The sequence below is a fragment of the Streptomyces sp. SP18BB07 genome (genome assembly GCF_036322545.1).
GTDB lineage: Bacteria > Actinomycetota > Actinomycetes > Streptomycetales > Streptomycetaceae > Streptomyces > Streptomyces deccanensis.
Map to the genome: position 1 here is coordinate 129,120 of NZ_JAQYWT010000237.1, position 20,164 is coordinate 149,283.

At 71.4% G+C, this 20,164-nt stretch carries 17 protein-coding genes; 10 read left to right on the plus strand and 7 right to left on the minus strand.

Annotation, left to right across the window (positions count from 1 at the left end; all coding sequences use genetic code 11):
• Window positions 1-276 precede the first annotated feature (276 nt).
• Both PUR53_RS07965 and PUR53_RS07970 read left to right on the plus strand, forming a co-directional pair.
• Window positions 277-963 (plus strand): RNA polymerase sigma factor, encoded by a 687-nt coding sequence (locus PUR53_RS07965; RefSeq protein WP_329898690.1) that lies wholly within the window; start codon window positions 277-279, stop codon window positions 961-963.
• The gene (locus PUR53_RS07970; protein WP_329898691.1) at window positions 963-2,243 is read left to right on the plus strand and encodes a hypothetical protein; all 1,281 of its coding nucleotides are present in this window, start codon (window positions 963-965) and stop codon (window positions 2,241-2,243) included. Before PUR53_RS07965 ends, PUR53_RS07970 begins: the two co-directional genes overlap by 1 nt.
• 304 nt (window positions 2,244-2,547) lie before the next feature.
• On the opposite strand, the gene PUR53_RS07975 is transcribed toward PUR53_RS07970, so the two are convergent.
• Complete coding sequence (locus tag PUR53_RS07975; RefSeq protein WP_329907838.1) at window positions 2,548-3,471, minus strand: L,D-transpeptidase family protein; 924 nt, start codon at window positions 3,469-3,471, stop codon at window positions 2,548-2,550.
• A gap of 228 nt (window positions 3,472-3,699) precedes the next feature.
• On the opposite strand from PUR53_RS07975, the gene PUR53_RS07980 reads away from it, so the two are divergent.
• The gene (locus PUR53_RS07980; RefSeq protein WP_329907840.1) at window positions 3,700-5,280 is read left to right on the plus strand and encodes an acyl-CoA mutase large subunit family protein; all 1,581 of its coding nucleotides are present in this window, start codon (window positions 3,700-3,702) and stop codon (window positions 5,278-5,280) included.
• Window positions 5,281-5,314: 34 nt separating this feature from the next.
• Entirely contained in the window at window positions 5,315-5,968 is a 654-nt protein-coding gene (gene leuE, locus PUR53_RS07985) for a leucine efflux protein LeuE (RefSeq protein WP_329898694.1), read from the plus strand.
• A gap of 24 nt (window positions 5,969-5,992) precedes the next feature.
• Here leuE and PUR53_RS07990 read toward each other — a convergent pair whose 3' ends face one another.
• Window positions 5,993-7,495 carry an FAD-dependent oxidoreductase gene (locus PUR53_RS07990; protein ID WP_329907841.1) on the minus strand — a complete coding sequence of 501 codons (1,503 nt, stop codon included), beginning with the start codon at window positions 7,493-7,495 and terminating at the stop codon, window positions 5,993-5,995.
• Between the two features lie 73 nt (window positions 7,496-7,568).
• Here PUR53_RS07990 and PUR53_RS07995 point away from each other — a divergent pair, with 73 nt between their 5' ends.
• The gene (locus tag PUR53_RS07995; protein WP_329898696.1) at window positions 7,569-8,246 is read left to right on the plus strand and encodes a TetR/AcrR family transcriptional regulator C-terminal domain-containing protein; all 678 of its coding nucleotides are present in this window, start codon (window positions 7,569-7,571) and stop codon (window positions 8,244-8,246) included.
• Window positions 8,247-8,280: 34 nt separating this feature from the next.
• Here PUR53_RS07995 and PUR53_RS08000 read toward each other — a convergent pair whose 3' ends face one another.
• The 5 genes from PUR53_RS08000 to PUR53_RS08020 all read right to left on the minus strand — a co-directional run bounded on the left by PUR53_RS08000 (window position 8,281) and on the right by PUR53_RS08020 (window position 13,372).
• Window positions 8,281-8,580 (minus strand): hypothetical protein, encoded by a 300-nt coding sequence (locus tag PUR53_RS08000; RefSeq protein ID WP_329898697.1) that lies wholly within the window; start codon window positions 8,578-8,580, stop codon window positions 8,281-8,283.
• Window positions 8,581-8,751: 171 nt separating this feature from the next.
• Window positions 8,752-9,546, minus strand: coding sequence for a class I SAM-dependent methyltransferase (locus tag PUR53_RS08005; RefSeq protein WP_329907864.1), 795 nt, complete (start codon window positions 9,544-9,546; stop codon window positions 8,752-8,754).
• 312 nt (window positions 9,547-9,858) lie between these two features.
• On the minus strand, window positions 9,859-10,947 hold the full coding sequence (locus PUR53_RS08010; RefSeq protein WP_329898699.1) for an acyltransferase family protein: 1,089 nt from the start codon (window positions 10,945-10,947) through the stop codon (window positions 9,859-9,861).
• 116 nt (window positions 10,948-11,063) lie between these two features.
• Window positions 11,064-12,398, minus strand: a complete 1,335-nt coding sequence (locus PUR53_RS08015; RefSeq protein ID WP_329907843.1) for an alpha-2,8-polysialyltransferase family protein — start codon at window positions 12,396-12,398, stop codon at window positions 11,064-11,066.
• The gene (locus PUR53_RS08020; protein WP_329898701.1) at window positions 12,395-13,372 is read right to left on the minus strand and encodes a glycosyltransferase family 2 protein; all 978 of its coding nucleotides are present in this window, start codon (window positions 13,370-13,372) and stop codon (window positions 12,395-12,397) included. Before PUR53_RS08020 ends, PUR53_RS08015 begins: the two co-directional genes overlap by 4 nt.
• Window positions 13,373-13,570: 198 nt before the next feature.
• On the opposite strand from PUR53_RS08020, the gene PUR53_RS08025 reads away from it, so the two are divergent.
• The 5 genes from PUR53_RS08025 (at window position 13,571) to PUR53_RS08045 (ending at window position 20,131) form a co-directional block, all read left to right on the plus strand.
• On the plus strand, window positions 13,571-14,938 hold the full coding sequence (locus PUR53_RS08025; RefSeq protein ID WP_329907844.1) for a DUF6716 putative glycosyltransferase: 1,368 nt from the start codon (window positions 13,571-13,573) through the stop codon (window positions 14,936-14,938).
• 44 nt (window positions 14,939-14,982) lie between these two features.
• Window positions 14,983-16,284 carry an N-acylneuraminate cytidylyltransferase gene (locus PUR53_RS08030; RefSeq protein ID WP_329907845.1) on the plus strand — a complete coding sequence of 434 codons (1,302 nt, stop codon included), beginning with the start codon at window positions 14,983-14,985 and terminating at the stop codon, window positions 16,282-16,284.
• A gap of 15 nt (window positions 16,285-16,299) precedes the next feature.
• Window positions 16,300-17,238, plus strand: coding sequence for an N-acetylneuraminate synthase family protein (locus PUR53_RS08035; protein ID WP_033527067.1), 939 nt, complete (start codon window positions 16,300-16,302; stop codon window positions 17,236-17,238).
• 56 nt (window positions 17,239-17,294) lie between these two features.
• Window positions 17,295-18,401 carry a hypothetical protein gene (locus tag PUR53_RS08040; RefSeq protein ID WP_329898705.1) on the plus strand — a complete coding sequence of 369 codons (1,107 nt, stop codon included), beginning with the start codon at window positions 17,295-17,297 and terminating at the stop codon, window positions 18,399-18,401.
• Between the two features lie 476 nt (window positions 18,402-18,877).
• On the plus strand, window positions 18,878-20,131 hold the full coding sequence (locus PUR53_RS08045; protein ID WP_329898706.1) for an amidohydrolase: 1,254 nt from the start codon (window positions 18,878-18,880) through the stop codon (window positions 20,129-20,131).
• Window positions 20,132-20,164 lie beyond the last annotated feature (33 nt).

Sequence of the window (20,164 nt, forward strand, 5' to 3'; positions counted from 1 at the left end):
GCGCGGCACGGGCCGCGCGGCGACCCGTACTCCCTACAGCGCCGCGTCCGCGTTTTCTGTCACACCTCGCCGGATCACGAGTTAGTTGCATGTTCTACGGACATGGACGGCCAACGGTTTCAGGCCGTAACGTGCCATTCGCGCCGGATCGTGGATGGCGGGAGACCACCACAACCATCGACGGCCCGGCACCGCACGATTCATTGAGGACCACGACAGCGAGAACCCGGTCCGCGAGAGCGGCGCCGGTGGAGGCGCAAAGAGGGGCGCGCGCGGGTGCTGGGGGACGACGCGGAGCTGACCGCCGCGGTGCTTGCGGCACAGGACGGGGACGAGACCGCGTTCCGGACTGTGTACCGCTCGGTGCACCCACGGCTGCTCGGGTACGTGCGGACGCTGGTCGGCGATCCGGACGCGGAGGACGTGACCTCCGAGTCCTGGCTCCAGATAGCCCGTGACCTGGAGCGGTTCAGCGGTGACGCCGACCGGTTCCGTGGCTGGGCCGCGCGGATCGCCCGCAACCGGGCCCTCGACCACATACGGATGCGGGGGCGCAGGCCCGCGATAGGCGGCGACGAGACCGAGTTGACCGGCCGGGCCGCCGAGTCCGACACGGCCGGCGAGGCGATGGAGGCCATGGCCACCGGCCGCACCCTCTCGCTCATCGCGCAACTGCCCCAGGACCAGGCGGAGGCGGTGGTCCTGCGGGTCGTGGTGGGCCTCGACGCGAAGACCGCCGCCCAGACCCTGGGCAAGCGCGCGGGAGCCGTACGGACGGCCGCGCACCGGGGGCTGAAGCGGCTCGCCGAACTGATCGGGGAGAATCCGGAGACGGCCGCCGAGGCCGACCCGGAGTCCGGCGATCCGCTGGACGCCGTACCCCCGCCGAGAGAACCGCGCGCACGCGCGGCTTCGTCCGCCGGTGTGACGCATACGCGTTCGCGGACGCAGAAGGATGTGTGATGGCCGACGAGCAGTACAGGTGGCTCAACCGCGACGCAGCGGAGCGGCTGCTGCGTGGGGAGCCGCTCGAAGCCGTCGACGCCGACACCCGTGACCGTGCCGCCCGGCTCGCCGAGGCGCTCGACGCGCTGACCGCCGAGGTCGCTCCCGTCTCCTCGGGGACGTCCGAACTCCCGGGCGAGGAAGCCGCGTTGGCCGCCTTCCGCAGCGCGCGAACGGCCCGCACGGCCGACTCGGCCGCCGCCACCTCCGCCCCGGCACCTGACGACGGGCATGTCGCGGAGGCCGGCCGCGGCAGCCGTACGCACACCGCCGCGCCCGCCGCCGACGCGGGAGTCGTCCACCTCGGGCGCCCCGGGCGCCCGGTCGCGGGGTCGGGCCGACGCCGGGCGCGCTGGGGCCGGCCCGTACGGTTCGGGCTGGTCGCGGCCGTGGCCGCCGGGATGCTCGGCGGGGTCACGGCGGCGGTCGGCGGCGGCGCGCTGACCGGCTTCCACGACGACGAACCGGAACCCTCCGCCACCGTCTCCGCAGACCGGTCGCCGGACCGGCCGCTGCTGTCGCCGTCGCCGGACCCGCAGGGGGGCGACGACCGGCGCGGGGCGTGGGGCGACTCCCGCCCCGATGTGACCCCGGACGGCTCCTCGGAGGGCGACGTCCCCTCCGGTGAGGGCACCGACGGCGCCGACGAGGACGGCCGGACCGGTGACACCGGGCAGAACGACACCCCCACCCAGGAGTGGTGGAACAAGGTCCTCTCCGCCTGCCGTGACGTCCGCGACGGCAAGGACCTGGGGGCCGACCGCCGGCGCGGCCTGGAGGACGCGGCGGGCGGCAAGGGCAAGGGGCAGCTGAAGCGGTACTGCGAGGACCTCCTGGCCGGCGGCTCCGACAACCCCGGCACCAAGAAACGGCCGGGCGGGGGCACCGGGAACGGCCGGGGTACCGGGGCCGGGTCCGGTACGTCGGACTCCGGCGACTCCAGCGGCACGGTCGGCGGCGACAAGGCGCGTTCCGGCGGCGACTCCGACGAGGACGACGACTCCCACCACGGCAAGGGCCGCCACGGAAACGGTGCCGGCGACGGCAAGAACCGCCCCGGGCACGGCAAGGGCCACGGCAAGGGCGGCAACGGTCACGGCCACAAGGGCGACAAGGGTCACGGCAGCAAGGACAGCAAGGGCGGCAAGGGGAGCAAGGGCAACGGGGGCAACGGCCACCGGAGTCAGCTCGCCGCAGCGGCGCGGATCGACGTCGCCGTCCGCGTCACCCCCTCCTGACCTGCGCTTTCTCTTCCGTTACGAATTCTTTCGCGGAACGGGTAACACTTTTGGCCGCCCCGGCGCAGTAATGAGTGAGCCGACTGGTCATCGGCCGTCGCACGGAGCCGGGGTTCCCCCCGTACCTACGGCTCGTGCACCCTGGCGCGGGCGGGACACGTTCCCCCGGTCCCGCCCGCGCCCCATAACCCCCGTGCTTCCCCCGTGGTCCCCCGTGACCCCGTACTCCCCCTGACGCGCCGGACGCGCTCCCGCTATGCCTCATGTGACGCACGTCACGCATGTGCTCGGCGTCGCTCGTCCGTCACCAGTACACGACGACCTTGTCGCCGTTCCTGACCTGCCCGAACAGCAGTGCGATCGCTGCCTCGTCCCGGACGTTGACGCAGCCGTGCGAGGCCCCGTAGTACCCGCGCGCCGCGAAGTCGGCGGAGTAGTGGACGGCCTGGCCGCCGCTGAAGAACATCGCGTACGGCATCGGGGTGTCGTACAGGGTCGACCAGTGGTCGCGGGACTTGAAGTAGACGCTGAAGACGCCCTCGCGGGTCGGTGTGTACTCCGAGCCGAACCGCACCTCGACCGTCGTGAGCGTTCGGCCGTCCACCATCCAGCGCAGCGTGCGGCTCGTCTTGCTGATGCACAGCACGCGGCCCGTCAAACAGCGCGGATCGGGTGACGCGGCCGGCTGCCCTCCGTAGGTGTACAGGTCCCACTTGCCGGGCTCCCGCGTCATGTTCAGCAGCCGCGCCCAGGTCACGCTGTCCGTCTTCCCGGTCCGCGGCAGTCCCCGCTTGCCCTGGAAGCCCTTGACCGCCTGGACCGTCAGATCGTCGTACGTCCCCGTGGGCCCCGCGAAGAGCCACGCGATCTGCCGCAGCCGCGCCTGCAACTCGCGTACGTCCAGGCCCTCGTCGCCCTGCGACCAGAGCACCGGGGGAGGGGGTGCGGGGGTGGGTGTGGGCGTGCGCCTGGGGGAGGGCGGAGCGGTCGTCGGGGCCTTCTCGGGCGCCCCTTTCCCGTCGTTCCCACTTCCGCCCGCGGCCTCGTCCCCGCCGTCGCCCCCGTCGCCGTCGTCCTGCTTCGGGGTGCCGTCGGGCGGGACGCTCCCGTCGACGCGCACGGGCTGGCGCTGGCCGCCGTGCACCTCGATCCCCTGGGCCGTGCAGGCGCCGGCCATGGCGAGTGCCGCGAACGCGGCCACCGATCTCCGCATGTCCTTGATACGCATCGGGGTCCCCGTCGTCTCATGATCGCCGCGTTCGGTCGCTCTCCCGGACAGGTTGCCCGGACGTGACCCGTCGCGAACAAAGGGGCATGGTTGTGAGCAAGGTCCCAGCCAGGGGCACTCCACCGGACCAACGGCACGCCGCTCCAGCCGTCGCGAAGCCGTTGTACCGATGAGGGACAAGAGCAGCGGGCGAGCATCCGAGCGACGAGCGAGACGGAGGCACACATCATGGCGCGCGAGTCGGAGTCCGGGTTGCCCATCGAGCCGGTGTACGGGCCGGAGGTGTTGGAGGGCTGGGATCCGGCGGAGCGGCTGGGGGAGCCGGGCGGGTATCCGTTCACGCGGGGTGTGTACCGGTCGATGTACACGGGGCGTCCGTGGACGATGCGGCAGTACGCGGGGTTCGGTACCGCGGTGGAGTCCAATGCCCGTTACCAGCGGTTGATCGCGGCCGGGACGACGGGGTTGTCGGTGGCGTTCGACCTGCCCACCCAGATGGGGCATGACTCGGACGCTCCGATCGCTCATGGTGAGGTGGGCAAGGTGGGGGTGGCGATCGACTCGGTCGAGGACATGCGGGTGCTGTTCGACGGCATTCCGCTGGACAGGGTGTCCACGTCGATGACGATCAACGCGCCGGCCGCTCTGCTGCTGCTGATGTATCAGCTGGTGGGTGAGGAGCAGGGGGTGGCGGCGGACCGGCTGACGGGCACGGTCCAGAACGATGTGCTGAAGGAGTACATCGCGCGGGGGACGTACATCTTCCCGCCGAAGCCGTCGTTGCGGCTGATCGCGGACATTTTCCGGTACTGCGGGGCGGAGATCCCGAGGTGGAACACGATTTCGATCTCCGGCTATCACATGGCGGAGGCGGGAGCCTCGCCGGCGCAGGAGATCGCGTTCACGCTGGCGGACGGGATCGAGTACGTGCGTACGGCGGTGGCGGCGGGGATGGACGTGGACGATTTCGCGCCGCGGCTGTCGTTCTTCTTCGTCGCGCGGACCACGCTCCTGGAGGAAGTGGCCAAGTTCCGGGCGGCGCGGCGGATCTGGGCGCGGGTGATGCGCGAGGAGTTCGGTGCGAGGGACCCCAAGTCGCTGATGCTGCGTTTCCACACGCAGACGGCGGGGGTGCAGCTGACGGCGCAGCAGCCGGAGGTGAACCTGGTGCGGGTGGCGGTGCAGGGCCTGGCGGCGGTGCTGGGCGGGACCCAGTCGCTGCACACCAACTCCTTCGACGAGGCGATCGCCCTGCCGACCGACAAGAGCGCCCGCCTGGCGCTGCGGACGCAGCAGGTGCTGGCGTACGAGACGGATGTGACGGCGACGGTCGACCCGTTCGCCGGTTCCTACGTGATCGAGAAGATGACCGACGACGTGGAGGCCGCCGTCCTCGGGCTGATGGCGAAGGTGGAGGAGCTGGGGGGTGCGGTGGCGGCGATCGAGCAGGGGTTCCAGAAGGGCGAGATCGAGCGCAACGCGTATCGCATCGCGCAGGAGACCGATGCCGGGGAGCGGGTCGTGGTCGGCGTCAACCGGTTCCAGCTGGATGAGGAGGAGCCGTACGAGCCGCTGCGGGTGGACCCCGCCATCGAGGCCCAGCAGGCCGAACGCCTGGCCCGGCTGCGCGCGCGACGCGACCAGGGGGCGGTGGACACCGCCCTCGCCGCCCTGAAGAAGGCCGCCGAAGGCACCGACAACGTCCTCTACCCCATGCGCGAAGCCCTCAAGGCCCGCGCCACCGTCGGCGAGGTGTGCAACGCCCTGCGCGAGGTGTGGGGCACCTACACCCCCGTCGACGCCTTCTGACCGGGTGTCGGACCCACGTGCGACACTCCCTTTCATGTTCGGTGTCATCGACCTCCCCACCTACCTGGCGGGCCTCGTCCTGATCGTGCTGCTGCCCGGGCCCAACTCCCTCTACGTGCTGTCCGTGGCCGCCCGGCGCGGGATACGGACCGGGTACCGGGCCGCCGCGGGCGTGTGGGTCGGGGACACCGTGCTGATGACGTTGTCGGCGGCGGGGGTGGCCTCGCTGCTGCAGGCCAACGCCGTGCTGTTCGGGATCGTGAAGTACGCGGGCGCCGGCTATCTGTCGTGGCTGGCGATCGGGATGCTGCGGGCCGCGTGGGGGATGTGGCGGAGCCGTCGCGAGCGGGTCGTCGAGGGGCCGGGCGACGAGGTCGCGGAGGGCGAACGGCCGTTCCGGCGGGCCCTGGTGATCAGTCTGCTGAACCCGAAGGCGATTCTGTTCTTCGTCGCCTTCTTCGTGCAGTTCGTGGATCCGGGATACGCCTATCCGGCGCTCTCCTTCGTGGTCCTCGGTGCCTTCGCCCAGCTCGCGAGCTTCCTCTATCTGAGCGCGCTGATATTCAGCGGCACCAGGCTGGCCGCCACGTTCCGCCGCCGCAAGCGGCTGTCGGCGGGGGCGACCTCGGCGGCGGGGGCCCTGTTCCTGGGTTTCGCGGTCAAGCTGTCGCTGGCGAGCAGCGCGTAGGGGATCGCCTTCGGCGGAGGCCTTTCAGAGGAGGCCCACCCCCGCCGCGTACTCGGTGAGCCCGGTCGCGGTCTCGCCGGCCCAGCCGACATGGCCGTCGGGACGGACGAGGAAGACACCGGTGCCGTATGCGGCGTAGGCCGGGATGTGCGCCGGGCGGGTGTTCTTCAGCCGGGTCAGGGTCGGCGGGCCACTTCGGTCGGGCTTGTCCGACGTGTCCGACCGGTCCGTCGGCGCTTCGGTGTCGACCGTGAGCAGGGTCCAGTGCGGACCGCGGAAGGCGTCGAAGAGGCGTACGCCGCCACGTCGGCCGTCGGGGGCGCGGTCGCCGGCACGGAGCGCGTCCGAGGGGAGGGTGTCGCGGGTGTCGACGGAGAGGGAGGAGTCCCGGTAGCCGAGGCCCAGTTGTTGGGTGGCCCGGCCGCGGCGTTCCTCGCCCCGGTGGACCCGAGTGGAGAGGCCCAGCATGGCTGCGGCCACCGGGCGCCGTTCCTCCTCGTAGGTGTCCAGCAGTGCCTCGTCCGCGTCGCCGCGCAGTACCGTGCCCAGCTTCCAGCCCAGGTTGTACGCGTCCTGGACGCTGGTGTTGAGGCCCTGGCCCCCGGCGGGGGAGTGGACGTGCGCCGCGTCCCCGGCGAGGAACACGCGCCCTTGGCGGAAGCGGTGCGCGAGCGCGGTCCGGGGCCGGAAGTCCGAGGCCCAGCGGACCTCCGTGACGTCCTCGGGGGTGAGGTGGGAGCGGGTGGCGACGACCTTGCGGATGCCGTCCGGTGAGAGGTCGACGATCGTGTCGGGGTCGGTGAAGTTGGCGGCCAACTGGAAGTCGTCGGTGCCGGGGAGGGGGCAGACCGCCATGAAGCCGTGCTCGTCGGTCGGCGGGAACAGGTGCCAGTTGTCCCGGTCGAGCGCCGGGACGCGGATGTCGGCCACCAGGGTGGGGCTCGGGTCGACGGCTTCGCCGGTCATGCCGATGCCTAGGAGGCGCCGCACGGTGGAGCGGCCTCCGTCGGCGGCCACGGCGTAGCGGGCGCGGACCTGCGGGCCCGTGGTGAAGGTGGCCGTCACGCCGTCCGCGTCCTGGGCCAGGCCGGTCAGTTCGCGATCGAAGGTGACATCGCCGCCCAGTTCTCGCAGCCGGCCCAGCAGGACCTCCTGCGTCCGCCACTGGGGGATCAGCCAGGGGCCCTGGTACGGCTCGGCCTCGCTCGGCTCCGACACGTCGAACATCCGGTGCTCGCTCTGTCGGCTGCCCTCGCTCCAGACCATGCCGACGGGTGCGGGGCCGCCCGCGGCGCGGACCGCGTCCAGTACGCCCAGGTCGTCCATCACTTCCAGCGTGCGCGGCTGCATCCCCTTGCCGCGCGAGCCGGGGAACAGCGCGGAGGAACGCTCCACGACCAGGGCGCGGACGCCACGCCGGGCCAGATCGACGGCCAGGGCGAGCCCGGCGGGGCCGGCGCCGACGATCAGGACGTCCGAGGTGGGGGTGGTGCGGGTGGCCGGTGTGGTGTGCATGGGGTCGCTCATGGGCGCACTCTCCTTAACGGCGTTAAGTTTCTCTTGGGCAGCAGCATGCGCTTAACGTCGTTAAGCTGTCAACGTGGTTCCCAGGAAATCCCCGAAGCTGGACAAGGCACAGGTCGCCGAGACGGCCCTGCGGTTGCTGAACGAGGTCGGTCTGGAGGGGCTGAGCCTCCGGCTGATCGCCAAGGAGCTGGACGTCCAGGCGCCCGCGCTCTACTGGCACTTCAAGAACAAGCAGGACCTGCTGGACGAGATGGCGACCGAGATGATGCGGCGCATGGCGGCGGACTGGGCCGGGCCGCCGCCAGAAGGCGACCGGGGCGCCGCCGACTGGCAGGAGACGTTGCGGGCGCGGATGCGGGGGCTGCGCGAACATCTGCTGCGGTACCGCGACGGCGCGAAGGTCTACAGCGGGACGCACTTCACGGATCTGTCGTACGCAGCGCCCATGGAGGGGAACCTGCGGCTGCTGACGGCCGCGGGGTTCACGTCGGCCGGGGCAGCGCGGGCCTGGTTCACGGCGTACAGCTACACGATCGGGTACGTCATCGAGGAGCAGTCGATGGGGCCGGATCCGGCGACGGGTGGGGAGGGGTACGACCTGGCCGCGCGGGCCGAACGGTTGGCGGCGTACCCGTTGGCTGTGGAAGCGGGGTGGGAGATGTTCCGGGATCAGGACCGGGGCTTCGAGGATGGGCTCGCGGCGGTAGTGGCCGGGATAGCTGTGACCTTGCGGGGGAGTGGGGAGAGCTGAGGGTGAGGCCCCGTGAGGCTTCGCCCGGTCCAGCTCAGTCCACGTACCACTTGCCGCACTTGGTGACGCCGCTCTTGAAGTCGGGGAACGAGCGGTGGCTGCGGTCGACCCACAGCCGGTCGCCGGGCCGGCGCCCGGACTTGAACTCCGCCCGGCTGCAGCGGTCGAGCGCCGACTTGTTCTGCGGCTCGACGCCGCGGCCGTGGAAGGTGAACGAGGCTCCTGACTCGACGGTTCGGAAGACGCCGACGACGGCGATGCCGTCGCAGTCGGCATCGGTGGCCGAGACCGACGACGCGGGGACGACGACTACGGAGGCGCTGCTGACCAGCAAGGTCAGGGCCGCGACGGTGCGGCCGGGGTCGACGCTGCGCCGCGTCGGACGGGCTGGGACTCCGCTGAATGAAGTGCGGCGTCATCCGTTCAACCGACGACGACTGCGGCACCCACAGAGCCCCACCGTCACCGCCCCGTTCTCACCAGCCCGCCCTCACCGCCCCGCCCTTCACCCCACCGGCCGGCGCCCCGCCCTCGCCTTCCTGATCGCCCTCGTCACCACCGGCGGCAGCAGGTCCACCGCCAGCCTGCGGGCCGTGCTGCGCGGCGGGCGGCGGCGGGCCGGGGGCTGGGGCGCGGGAGCCGCCGGGGCGGGAGCCGGCGGCGGGGGCTCGGTCCAGTGGCGGGACTTCGGGAACTCCGGGGCCTTCATGCCCTTGGACTTGAGGCGCAGAATGCGGTGCCCGGCGGCCTCCTGCTTGCTGAGGTGGCAGTCGTCCCGGTCCGCGATCATGGCGAGCAGCGCCTCCTGGAGGGGCTCGGGATCGTCCCAGGTGCCGTAGAGCTTCTGCGTGCTGAGGCAGACGGGGTTGAGGCCCCGGTTGAGGACGGCCTCCCACGCGGCGATGGAGACGCCCGGCGTGTGCTCCGAGCGGAAGTCGTCGAGGACGACCAGCCCGCCGGGGAGGAGTATGTCCCGGGCGGCGGTGATGTCGGCCTCGACGTGCTCGTACAGGTGCGAGGCGTCGATGTGCACGAAACGGCAGGAGCGCGGTTTCACCTCCCCCGGGACGATCGAGCTGGGGCCCTGGAGGACACGGGGCAGCTCGTCGTGGAAGGAGAGGTAGTTCGCCTCGAAGGCCCGACGGGTGAGCGTGCTGCGGTACGACTTGGTGGCCTCCGCCGCGTTGGCGTCGTCCGGGGCGTCGCTCTCGAAGAGGTCGCAGACCGTGTAGGCCTCGCCCTCCTGGAGGTGGCGGCCGAGGAAGATGGCGCTCTTGCCCATGTAGACGCCGACCTCCAGGAGGTCGCCCCTCTCGCCCGCGACCTCCTGTCAATTCAGGAACCAGTCGAAGAGCAGTTGGTCGAGCACCGGGAACCAGCCGGGAACGTCGTCGAGTTCCCGGGGGAGTCGGATCGTGCCGTGTTCAGAGGTCATTTCAGAGGCCATGAGGACAGAAGACCTTCTTGCGTCGACGAGGCGAACAGGCGAACGGGCCTGGAACCTATGAGATGCCTTTGGCCCGGTCAAGGATGCTGCGGAGCCTCTCCCCGGAGGGGTTTTCGAATCCTCGCGTCGAATGAACAGTGGGCCAATTCCAGGTTCCGGGACCGTTCAGCGGCGGCGTCCACCGAGCGACGCCCGCAGCAGCGGCTGCAACGGACGTTCGACCCACCGGTGCAGCAGCCAGGCGAGCCCCAGCATCAGCGCCACGGTGAGCACGACGGTCAGGAGCGACGGAACGCCCAGCCTCTGGTGCAGTGTCTGGACCACCGGCCAGCCCAGGTGCTCGTGCACGAGGTAGAAGGGGTACGTCAGGGCCCCCGCGGTGGTCAGCCAGGGCCAGTTGACGCGGTTCAGCAGCCCCAGCGCCACGGCACCCACGGCCACGAAGCCGACGGCGACGGCGAGGGCGATGCCGAGCTGGGAGCGGTAGGAGAAGTAGTCGGGGTTCGGGGCGTGCCACATCGCCTCGACCGTCTGGTACTGGCTCAGCAGCAGACTGAAGACCACGATCAGCCAGGCGGCGGTGTCCCGGCGGTCGCGGTGCACCAGATACAGGCCCATGCCCCCGATGAACAGGGACGCGTACTCCGGCATCAGGACCATGTCCAGCAGCGGTTCGCCCGAGCCCTGTGCGATGACCGAGGCCAGGGTCCAGCCGCCGCAGAACCAGATCACCCGTTTGCGGGTCACCCCGGGCAGCACCACGCACAACGCGAACAGGACGTAGAAGCGGACCTCCGCCCATAGCGTCCAGCAGACGCCGAGGACGCGGTCCGCGCCGAGCGGCATCTGCAGCATCGTGAGGTTCACCAGGAACTCACTGACCGACACCCGCGCGTACGAGAGCCCCGGCAGCGCGAACACCGCCGCCACCAGGATCACCGCCGCCCAGTACGCCGGCAGCAGCCGGGACGCCCGGGAGGCGAAGAACGCCTGTACCGAACGGCCCCAGCCGCTGGCACAGATCACGAACCCGCTGATCACGAAGAAGGCCTGCACACCGGCCCAGCCGTAGGCGAGCCAGCTGTGGGCGGTGGGGAACTGCACGGAGGGCGACGCCCCCCAGGCCTTCGCGATCTCCCCGTCCCGCCCACCGTAGTGATAGGCGGCGACGGACAGGGCGGCTATCAGGCGCAGGCCGTCGAGAGCGTAGAGCCGGGGCGCCGATCGACGGGCGCCCGCTGCCGCGCCCCCCAAGGGGCGCGGGGCTGCATCGATGTGCGGCTCCGCCGCGGGGCGCGACGAGCCCCCATCCACCCGCACTTGAGACTCGAGAGGATCATCGGCCTTGGTCGGAGAACTCACCCCAGAGCTCATCCCAGCGTCGCCCGCTTGAGCGACCGGGCCCGCCGAGCGACTCGTCGCACGGTCGCGTTACGCGGGATGAACGCGAGCTGCACCGGAATCCCACCGGGCAACCCCAGCGAGGTCAGCCGCCGCCGCTTGAAGTACCGCAGCGTGTGCGTGCTCAGATGCCGCGTCAGATACGCCTCGGTCTCCGCCCGCAGCGACGGATAGATCTTCGACTGCATCGCGAACCCCACCGCCCGGACCAGGCTGTTGAGGTCGGACACCGCCGGGCTCGGCCGCTGCGAGGCGACCGCCGCCGCGTCACCCAGCTCCGGCAGCAGCGCGTCCACGATCGTGACGGGCACCCGGTTGCTGTTCTCGTACGGGGCGAGCCGGTCCAGCAGCGTGCCCGTGCCGACGCGGGCGACCGGGAGGCCGTACAGCGCGGAGGCGGTGAGCAGGGCCGTCGAGAAGCAGCCGACGACCAGGGCCGGACGCATCCGCTGGTAGAGCACCTCGGCGAGGACCGGCGTGTCCAGCACCGTCAGGTCGGCGCCGAGCCGCTCCGCCTCCTTCTCCAGACCGCGCGACCAGCGGGCCGGGGCGCTGGGGTGCGGCTTGAACACGACCTTGGTGTGCCCGAGCGCGACGGCACCTTTCAGCATCCGTACGTGGAGGGCCTCCTCCTCCTCGGCGGTGAGGATGCCGAGCGCGGAGAGGTACTGGCCGAGCAACAGCGCGGGCTCCTCGATCGCGGGCAACTCGTCACCCGTGTCGACGAGTTCGGCGAGCACCTTCACGAAGGCGTCCGTCGGCACGATCTCCGCCTCGACGCCGAACTCGGTGAGCAGCAGCGGCTTGAGGTCCGGCACCAGGTCCAGGTGGAGGAGCCGGTCGATCCTCGTCCCCACCAGCGGGTCGATCTTGTTGCGGGTGGGGCCGTAGCTCATCAGGCCGTCGGCGTACACGGTCACGGGCGCGCCGGTGAAGATCTGGGCGACGCCGAGCGCCGGGTGGACCTGGATGGACTCCACGGCCAGTTCGACGTCGTCGTCGCCCAGGTTCCACAGCAGCCGCAGGTGGCGCTCCCACAGCGGGACGTCGTCCATGCGGGGGGACCAACCGCCGGGGTGGAACGGGGAGATGGTCTCGTTCCAGGAGATCACCTCGTCGAAGCGGGAGCGCAGCCGCTCGAAGCCGGGCATCTCGTCCGGGCCGGGGGCCGTCTCCGGGGTCGCCGCGTTGTTGGAGACCAGCAGGATGCGCCGGGAGGCGGGGCGGAAGCACTCGGAGTCCAGGGCGGCGGCCAGCGTGGCCGCGCCGTACAGCGTGGACGCCATGAAGATCTGCGTGGTCATGCGGCGACCCCCGAGGCGGCGGGACGGCGGCGCAGCCGGCGCAGCCGGGTGGCGCGCTGGACGTCCATGGAGTCGAGGGCGTCGTCGAGCACGTCCTGCGGCATTCTCCGCAGCGCGACCGCGCTCATCGACTTGAGTTTCCGTGCCACCGCCGGCTCGAACCTTTCGATGGATCCCAAATGGTGGGAGATAATCGCGCAATAAGTGCGCACGGCCTTGGGAAGGAGCAGGTCCGCGTCCCGGTCCTGCGCGGTCTCCGCGATGACCTGGTCGAATGCGCGAATGAAATCGAGCTGTCGTACGTCGCCGATCTGGGTCAGCGAAGAGGCCACGCCGCGCCGGTAGAAGACGCCGAGCAGCCCCACCGTGGCGAACGAGTCGGCCTCCCGGTGGAGCTTCCAGATCCACGGGCGGTCCTCGGCCGTGCGCAGCCCGTGGGTGAAGTGCAGCACACCCTTGTCGACCAGCCGGCGGTGGTAGATGCCCGCCCAGGCGAACGCGTAGTCGACGGAGGTCGAGCGGTCCGCGGGCAGGATCGCGTCGCGCGGGTTCATCACCACGCCCCGCCGTCCGTTGGGCACCCGGTGGATCGAGCGGGCCCGCGCGGTGCACTGGACATGGTCCGTGCGCACGAAGTCGCAGCCCAAATCCTCGATGGCACCGAGCAGTTGAGGGTAGTAGCCGGGGGCGAGCCAGTCGTCCCCGTCGAGGAACGTGAGGTACTCGCCGCGGGCCTTGTCGATGCCCGTGTTGCGCGCGGTCGCCAGTCCTCCGTTCTTCTCGTGTCTGACGTACACCGCCCCCGGCAGCTCGCGCTCCGCGCGCGCGAGAATGTCCGGTGTCTCGTCGCGGGAGCAGTCGTCGACGAGAATGAATTCGAAGTCCTCACGAGCGTTGGCTCCGAGGCTCTTCAGGGTGTCGGGCGCGTATTGCTGCACGTTGTAGAACGGCACGATGACGGAGAGCTTGACCACCCCCGTGACGTTAGGCGGCCCTCCGGCATTCGTCTTGACCACCTGCTTGATGTCAGGTGAACGACGCGTGGCGGAACCGTGAACCAGATGCTTTCCGGTGCCATTCGCGCCCCGATTCGCCGTTCGGCGATGTGCTGTTAACCCTTTGTTGTATTCGGGTTGGGCCGTTCAACGGAATCGCTTCCTAGCGTCTTCGATGTGCCAGCAAGTGCTACGAACGGCCTGCGAGTCGCCGTACTCGCGGATTCCGACACCCGGTGGAAATGGGGCGCGCTCACCGCGACCCGTCTCGCTCCGGAGAACGCGGACATCCGCCTGGACGGCTTCCTCCTGCGCGGCCGAGCCACCCCCACCGCCCGCCAGCTCCAGGAGGTCGGCGTCCGCCCCGACTCCCTGCGCGAGGTGACCGGCCTCGAATTCCTGCGCACCATGAAGGAGGCCACCAAGGAGGACACGGACGAGGACGCGTACGACGTCGTCGTGCTCTCCCTCGTCGGCGGGGGTGTCCAGGCGATGCTGCACGGCCTGCGCCGGGCCTGGGCGGGGCGCACGAAGCGGCCCGTGGTCGTCACCGGTTACGTCGGTGTCGTCTACGAGAAGCTCGCCGACGGTCTGCTGCTGCGGCACGGCGCGGACCTCGTCCTCGCCAACTCCCGCCAGGACGCGGACCGTTTCCGGGCCGTGTACGAGGGCGTGGGCGCGGACGCCTCCTCGGTCACCGAGGTCGCCCTGCCGTTCCTGGGCGGCAGCCCGTACACCGGCACCCAGGACCCCTACACGGTCGTCTTCGCCGTCCAGCCGTCCGTCCCGGACAACCGCAAGGACCGTACGTACCTGCTGAACCGCCTCGTCCAGCACGCGAGGCTGCACCCGGACCGCCAGGTGCTGCTGAAGCTGCGCTCCAAGCCGGGCGAGCACACCACGCACATCGAGGAACTGCCCTACCAGAAGCTGGCGGAGAAGCTCCCCGGCGGTCTGCCCGCCAACTTCCGCCTCTCGTACGGGAACATGGGCGAGGTCCTCGACACCACCGACCTGCTGGTCACCGTCAGCTCCACGGCCGCCCTGGAGTCGCTGCACCGCCGGATCCCCACCGTCGTCCTCACCGACCTCGGGATCCGCGAGACCCTCGGCAACCACCACTTCGTGGGCTCCGGCTGCCTCGCCTCCTGGGACCAGCTGGACGCCGGGTACGAGCCGACGCCGGACCCGGAGTGGGTGGCCCGGCAGGGCGTCGCCGCCGGCGGCACCTCCCGGACGACGTCCGGGCAGGGCTCGTACGCCTCCGCCTTCGACGCGGCCCGCACCCGCATCGCGAAGCTGGTCGCGGCGCCCGAACTGCCGCCCCTCGCGCCGTACTACACGCCCGTCACCGCGCCCGGCTACCTCCCCGGCATCCTCGCCCGCCACCACCTCGGCCCCGACGGAACACCGCTGCCCGGGGCACCCGCCGCCGACCGGCAGGCCGGACCCGTACGGCAGATCGTGCGCCGGGCCGCACGCGGCGCCTACCGCCACGGAGTGCAGCGCGTGGCGCCCGTCATCCGCCGGATGGGGGAGCTGTGAGCCGCCGCCCGACGCCTTCGCACGCACCGCAAGGAGTTCACCCCATGTCCAACCCGGAAGCGGGAACGGCGACCTCCGCCCGCCGCGTCCTCGCCGTGATCCCCGCGCGGGGCGGCTCCAAGGGCGTCCCCGCGAAGAACCTCGCCCCCGTCGGCGGCGTCCCGCTGGTGGCCCGCGCGGTCCGCGAGTGCCTCGCCGCCCAGCTGGTGACGGACGTCGTCGTCTCCACCGACGACCACGCCATCGCCGCCGCCGCCCGTGAGTCCGGCGCCGAGGTGGTCCTGCGTCCCGCCGCCATCGCCGGCGACACCGCCACCTCCGAGGCCGCCGTCCTGCACGCCCTGGACGCCCACGAGTCCCGGCACGGCGCCCCGGTCGACGTCGTCCTCCTCGTCCAGTGCACCAGCCCGTTCATCCTCCGCGAGGACATCGACGGCGTGGCCCGGGCGGTCGTCGAGCACGGCGCCGACACCTCCCTCACCGTCGCCCCCTTCCACGGCTTCATCTGGCGGGACACCGCCGACGAGCCCGCGACCGCCGAGGCCGCCCACCCGGGCGCTGTGGACGGCGAGACGCCCGAACCCACCGACACCGCGGGCGGCTACGGCGTCAACCACGACAAGTCCTTCCGCCCCCGGCGCCAGGACCGTCCCCAGGACCTGCTGGAGACCGGCGCCGCCTACGCCATGGACGCGGCCGGACTGCGCAAGCACCAGCACCGCTTCTTCGGCCGTACGGAGCTCGTCCGCACCGACCCCGCCCGGGTCCTGGAGATCGACGACCCGCACGACCTCGCCCGCGCCCAGGCCCTCGCGCCGCTCTTCGACGCGAACCGCCCCGGCGCCCTCCCCACCTACGACGACATCGACGCCGTAGTCCTCGACTTCGACGGCACCCAGACCGACGACCGGGTGCTGATCGACTCCGACGGACGGGAGTTCGTCTCCGTGCACCGCGGCGACGGACTCGGCATCGCGGCCCTCCGCAGGAGCGGCCTGAAGATGCTCATCCTGTCCACGGAACAGAACCCGGTCGTCGCCGCACGGGCCCGGAAGCTGCAGATCCCGGTCCTCCACGGCATCGACCGGAAAGACCTCGCACTGAAGCAGTGGTGCGAGGAGCAGGGCATCGCGCCGGAGCGCGTGCTCTACGTCGGCAACGACGTCAACGACCTCCCGTGCTTCGCCCTCGTGGGCTGGCCCGTGGCGGTCGGCAGCGCCCACGACGTCGTACGCGGCGCCGCACGCGCGGTCACCACCGTCCCCGGCGGTGAAGGCGCGATCCGGGAGATCGCCGGCTGGATCCTCGGTCCCTCTCTCGACTCTCTCGACCCCCTCGACAAGTAAGGAACTGGTCCCACCATGAGCACCAACTCCCGTCTGCGCACGTTCGGTTCGAAGACCGCCGGCCCGGGTCACCCCGTCTACGTCGTCGGCGAGATCGGCATCAACCACAACGGTGAGCTGGAGAACGCCTTCAAGCTGATCGACGCCGCCGCCGAGGCCGGCTGCGACGCCGTCAAGTTCCAGAAGCGCACCCCCGAGATCTGCACCCCCCGCGACCAGTGGGACATCGAGCGCGACACCCCCTGGGGCCGCATGACCTACATCGACTACCGCCACCGTGTGGAGTTCGGTGAGGACGAGTACCGCCAGATCGACGAGTACTCCAAGGAGAAGGGCATCGACTGGTTCGCCTCCCCGTGGGACACCGAGGCCGTCGCCTTCCTGGAGAAGTTCGACGTCCCCGCCCACAAGGTGGCCTCCGCCTCCCTGACCGACGACGAGCTGCTGCGCGCCCTGCGCGCCACCGGCCGCACGGTCATCCTCTCCACCGGCATGTCGACCCCGAAGCAGATCCGCCACGCGGTCGAGGTCCTCGGCAGCGACAACATCCTGCTCTGCCACGCCACCTCGACGTACCCGGCCAAGGCCGAGGAGCTCAACCTCCGCGTCATCAACACCCTCCAGGCCGAGTACCCGAACGTCCCGATCGGCTACTCCGGCCACGAGACGGGCCTGCAGACCACGCTCGCCGCGGTCGCCCTCGGCGCCACCTTCGTCGAGCGCCACATCACCCTCGACCGCGCCATGTGGGGCTCCGACCAGGCCGCCTCCGTCGAGCCCCAGGGCCTCACCCGCCTGGTCCGCGACATCCGCACCATCGAGGCCTCCCTCGGCGACGGCGTCAAGAAGGTCTACGACTCCGAGCTCGGCCCCATGAAGAAGCTGCGCCGTGTCACCGGGGTCGTCGCCGAGGCGGAGATCGCCGTGGCGGCGGGCGAGCCGGTCGGCGTCTGACCCACGGCCCCGGCCCTCAGTAGATCCGTACTCACGGAAGCGACGGACATACGTCGATGAGCCCCCGCACCGGAACCGCCGGCCCCCACACTCTCGCCTTCGTCGAGAGCCCGGTACAGCTCCTGAACGTGCTCGAGTGGGCGCACACCCACGCCCTCGGCACCCCCGAGGACCCCGATGCGGGGCCCTTCGGTTCCGGTGGCGCGGGGCTCACCCTGGTGATCCTGTCGCCGAACGACCCCATGACCCGGGGCCAGCTGCGCCGGATGGCGGAGCTGGCCCGGGACGAGGGCCACGACGTGCGCTGGGAGGAGGCGCGCGGCGGCACCGCCGCCCCCTTCCGCACCGTCGGCGGCCTCGCCCCGCTGCTGCGCGCCGCGCGCCGCATCGTCCTGGGCGACCCCTTCTCCCGGTACGTACAGCTCCTGCTGACCATCACCCGGGCACCGGACGTGGTCGTCGTCGACGACGGCACCGCGACCATGGAGTTCGTCTCCCAGCTGGCCCGGGGCGAACGCCTCGTGCGCTGGCACCGCAAGGGCGGCCGCCCCGGCCCCCGCGACCTGATCTTCGCCCCGGTCTCCGCCAAGGCCCGCAGGCGACTCACCCCGACCGCCGGCCGGCGCGTCGAGGTCTTCTCCTCCATGCCGATCGACGAGACCCCCGAGGGCGTCACCGTCACCGCCAACGACTTCTCCTGGACCCGCTCCCGCTTCGGCCCGCCCCGCATCACCAAGGGCGCCGACCTCGTGGGCACCTCCCTCGTGGAGACCGGAGTGGTGGACGGCGACCGCTACCTCGAAGCCGTCCGCTCCCTCGCGAAGGCCCACGGCGCCACCCGGTACTTCGCCCACCGCCGCGAGAGCGCCGAGAAACTCCACACCCTCGCCGCCGAGACGGGCCTGGAGATCGTCCGGCCCGACCTCCCGCTGGAACTCATCGCCCGCCGCGGCCCCATCGGCCGGACGATCCTGAGCTTCCCCTCGACGGTCGTCCACACCCTGCCCCTGGCGCTGGCCGGGACGGACGTGCGCGTCGCCGTCTGCGACATCGACCCCAGCTGGCTCACCGAGAACGCCTCCCCCCGCGCCCAGGGCTTCCTGTCCGGCGTGACGGGCACGGCCCGCGACGTCCACCGCCTGTCGTCGGTGGCGTCGGCCTGAGGGACCGGCGCGGCCCCGTCGCGCTCCGCCCGTGATCCCCGTCACCTTCGGCACGCGGGAACCACCCGGTCGATCCGCCCGCCGCCCGCGCCCCCGCGCGAGCCCACAACCGCAGGCCACCGCACCCGTCCCGCCCCGTCGCAGCAGTGTTCCGGCCGTTCCGTCGAACACACGACGTAGCCGACCGGTCGCGCGGTGGTGACGGTTCCGCCACCGTGGGACGGCGGATACGTGGTAAGGGTGGAGTGTGGGAATCGTTCGGGCACCCCCGAACGTTTAGACGATGGGATTCGCGGGCAAACCCGGCGCTCCCGTCTCCGAGGGTCACCCGCACCGAAAGGCGGGCGGGTATACCCATCCCTGCCAATACGTATGCGTTGTGCGGCCGGAAAACTTCCCCTTACGGGCTGATTTTTTGTTGATCGAGGGTTAGAAGGTCGCCCGATCGCCCTACCCTTCAGAGGGTGAACCAACTGATGTCCCGAGAGTCCGAGGCCGATCTGCCAGGGGAAGCCGAAGCGTCGCTCCCCGGCACGTTGCCGGAAGCCCTGCGTGCCGAACTCGTCGCGTTCCGCCGCGACTTGCACATGCACCCGGAGCTCGGCAACCAGGAGTTCCGCACCACCGCCGCCATCAAGGCCCGCCTGGAGAAGGCAGGGCTCAGGCCGCGCGTACTGGACAGCGGAACCGGACTCATCTGTGACATCGGCGACTGGAGCGGCGCCGACCACTCCGCGCTCGCGCTGCGCGCCGACATCGACGCCCTCCCCATCCCGGACACCAAGGTGGACTGCGACTACCGCTCCACCGTCCCGGACCGCGCCCACGCCTGCGGCCACGACGTGCACACCACCGTCGTCCTCGGCGCCGGCCTCGTCCTCGCCGACCTGCACCGCAGGGGAGAACTGCCCCGCCCCGTCCGGCTGATCTTCCAGCCCGCCGAGGAGGTGCTGCCCGGCGGCGCCGCGGACGTGATCAGGACCGGCTCGCTCGAAGGCGTCGGCCGGATCATCGCCGTCCACTGCGACCCCCGCGTCGACGCGGGCCGCATCGGGCTGCGCCACGGCCCCATCACCTCGGCCTGCGACCGGCTGGAGCTCTCCCTGGACGGTCCGGGCGGCCACACCGCGCGCCCGCACCTCACCACCGACCTCGTCACCGCCGCCGCCCGGGTCGTCACCGACGTGCCCGCGCTGGTCGCCCGACGCTTCGACGCCCGCGCCGGGCTCGTCGTGACCTGGGGCCGCATCGAGTCGGGCCACGCGCCGAACGTCATCCCGCAGCACGCCGAGCTCTCCGGCACCGTCCGCTGCCTCGACATCAACGCCTGGCGGCAGGCCCCCGACCTGATCCACGAGGCGGTCCAGGAGGTCGCGGTCATGCACCGCGCCAAGCCCGAGATCAACTACATCCGGGGCGTCCCGCCGGTCGTCAACGACCCCGTCGTCACCGAGCTGCTGCACGACTCGATGGTGGCCCGGCGCGGCGTGAAGTCCGTCGAGGACACCGAGCAGAGCCTCGGCGGCGAGGACTTCTCCTGGTACCTGGAGCACGTCCCCGGCGCCATGGCCCGCCTGGGCGTGCGCCGTCCGGGCGACCTCACCGTCCGCGACCTCCACCAGGGCGACTTCGACGCCGACGAGCACGCCATCACCGTCGGCGTGGAGCTCTTCACCGCCGCAGCCCTCCTCGACGCGCGCATGCGCGTCCTCGACGCGGCCGCCCGGTAACCCCTCCCGCCCCCTCGGCTTGCGCCCCGCCCA

Excerpts from the sequence above, each read along its gene's own strand:
- PUR53_RS07970 (WP_329898691.1), top strand. The coding sequence starts at position 963 with ATGGCCGACGAGCAGTACAGGTGGCTCAACCGCGACGCAGCGGAGCGG.
- PUR53_RS07975 (WP_329907838.1), bottom strand. The coding sequence starts at position 3,471 with ATGCGTATCAAGGACATGCGGAGATCGGTGGCCGCGTTCGCGGCACTC.
- PUR53_RS07980 (WP_329907840.1), top strand. The coding sequence starts at position 3,700 with ATGGCGCGCGAGTCGGAGTCCGGGTTGCCCATCGAGCCGGTGTACGGG.
- leuE (WP_329898694.1), top strand. The coding sequence starts at position 5,315 with ATGTTCGGTGTCATCGACCTCCCCACCTACCTGGCGGGCCTCGTCCTG.
- PUR53_RS07990 (WP_329907841.1), bottom strand. The coding sequence starts at position 7,495 with ATGAGCGACCCCATGCACACCACACCGGCCACCCGCACCACCCCCACC.
- PUR53_RS08015 (WP_329907843.1), bottom strand. The coding sequence starts at position 12,398 with ATGACCACGCAGATCTTCATGGCGTCCACGCTGTACGGCGCGGCCACG.
- PUR53_RS08030 (WP_329907845.1), top strand. The coding sequence starts at position 14,983 with ATGTCCAACCCGGAAGCGGGAACGGCGACCTCCGCCCGCCGCGTCCTC.
- PUR53_RS08035 (WP_033527067.1), top strand. The coding sequence starts at position 16,300 with ATGAGCACCAACTCCCGTCTGCGCACGTTCGGTTCGAAGACCGCCGGC.
- PUR53_RS08040 (WP_329898705.1), top strand. The coding sequence starts at position 17,295 with ATGAGCCCCCGCACCGGAACCGCCGGCCCCCACACTCTCGCCTTCGTC.
- PUR53_RS08045 (WP_329898706.1), top strand. The coding sequence starts at position 18,878 with ATGTCCCGAGAGTCCGAGGCCGATCTGCCAGGGGAAGCCGAAGCGTCG.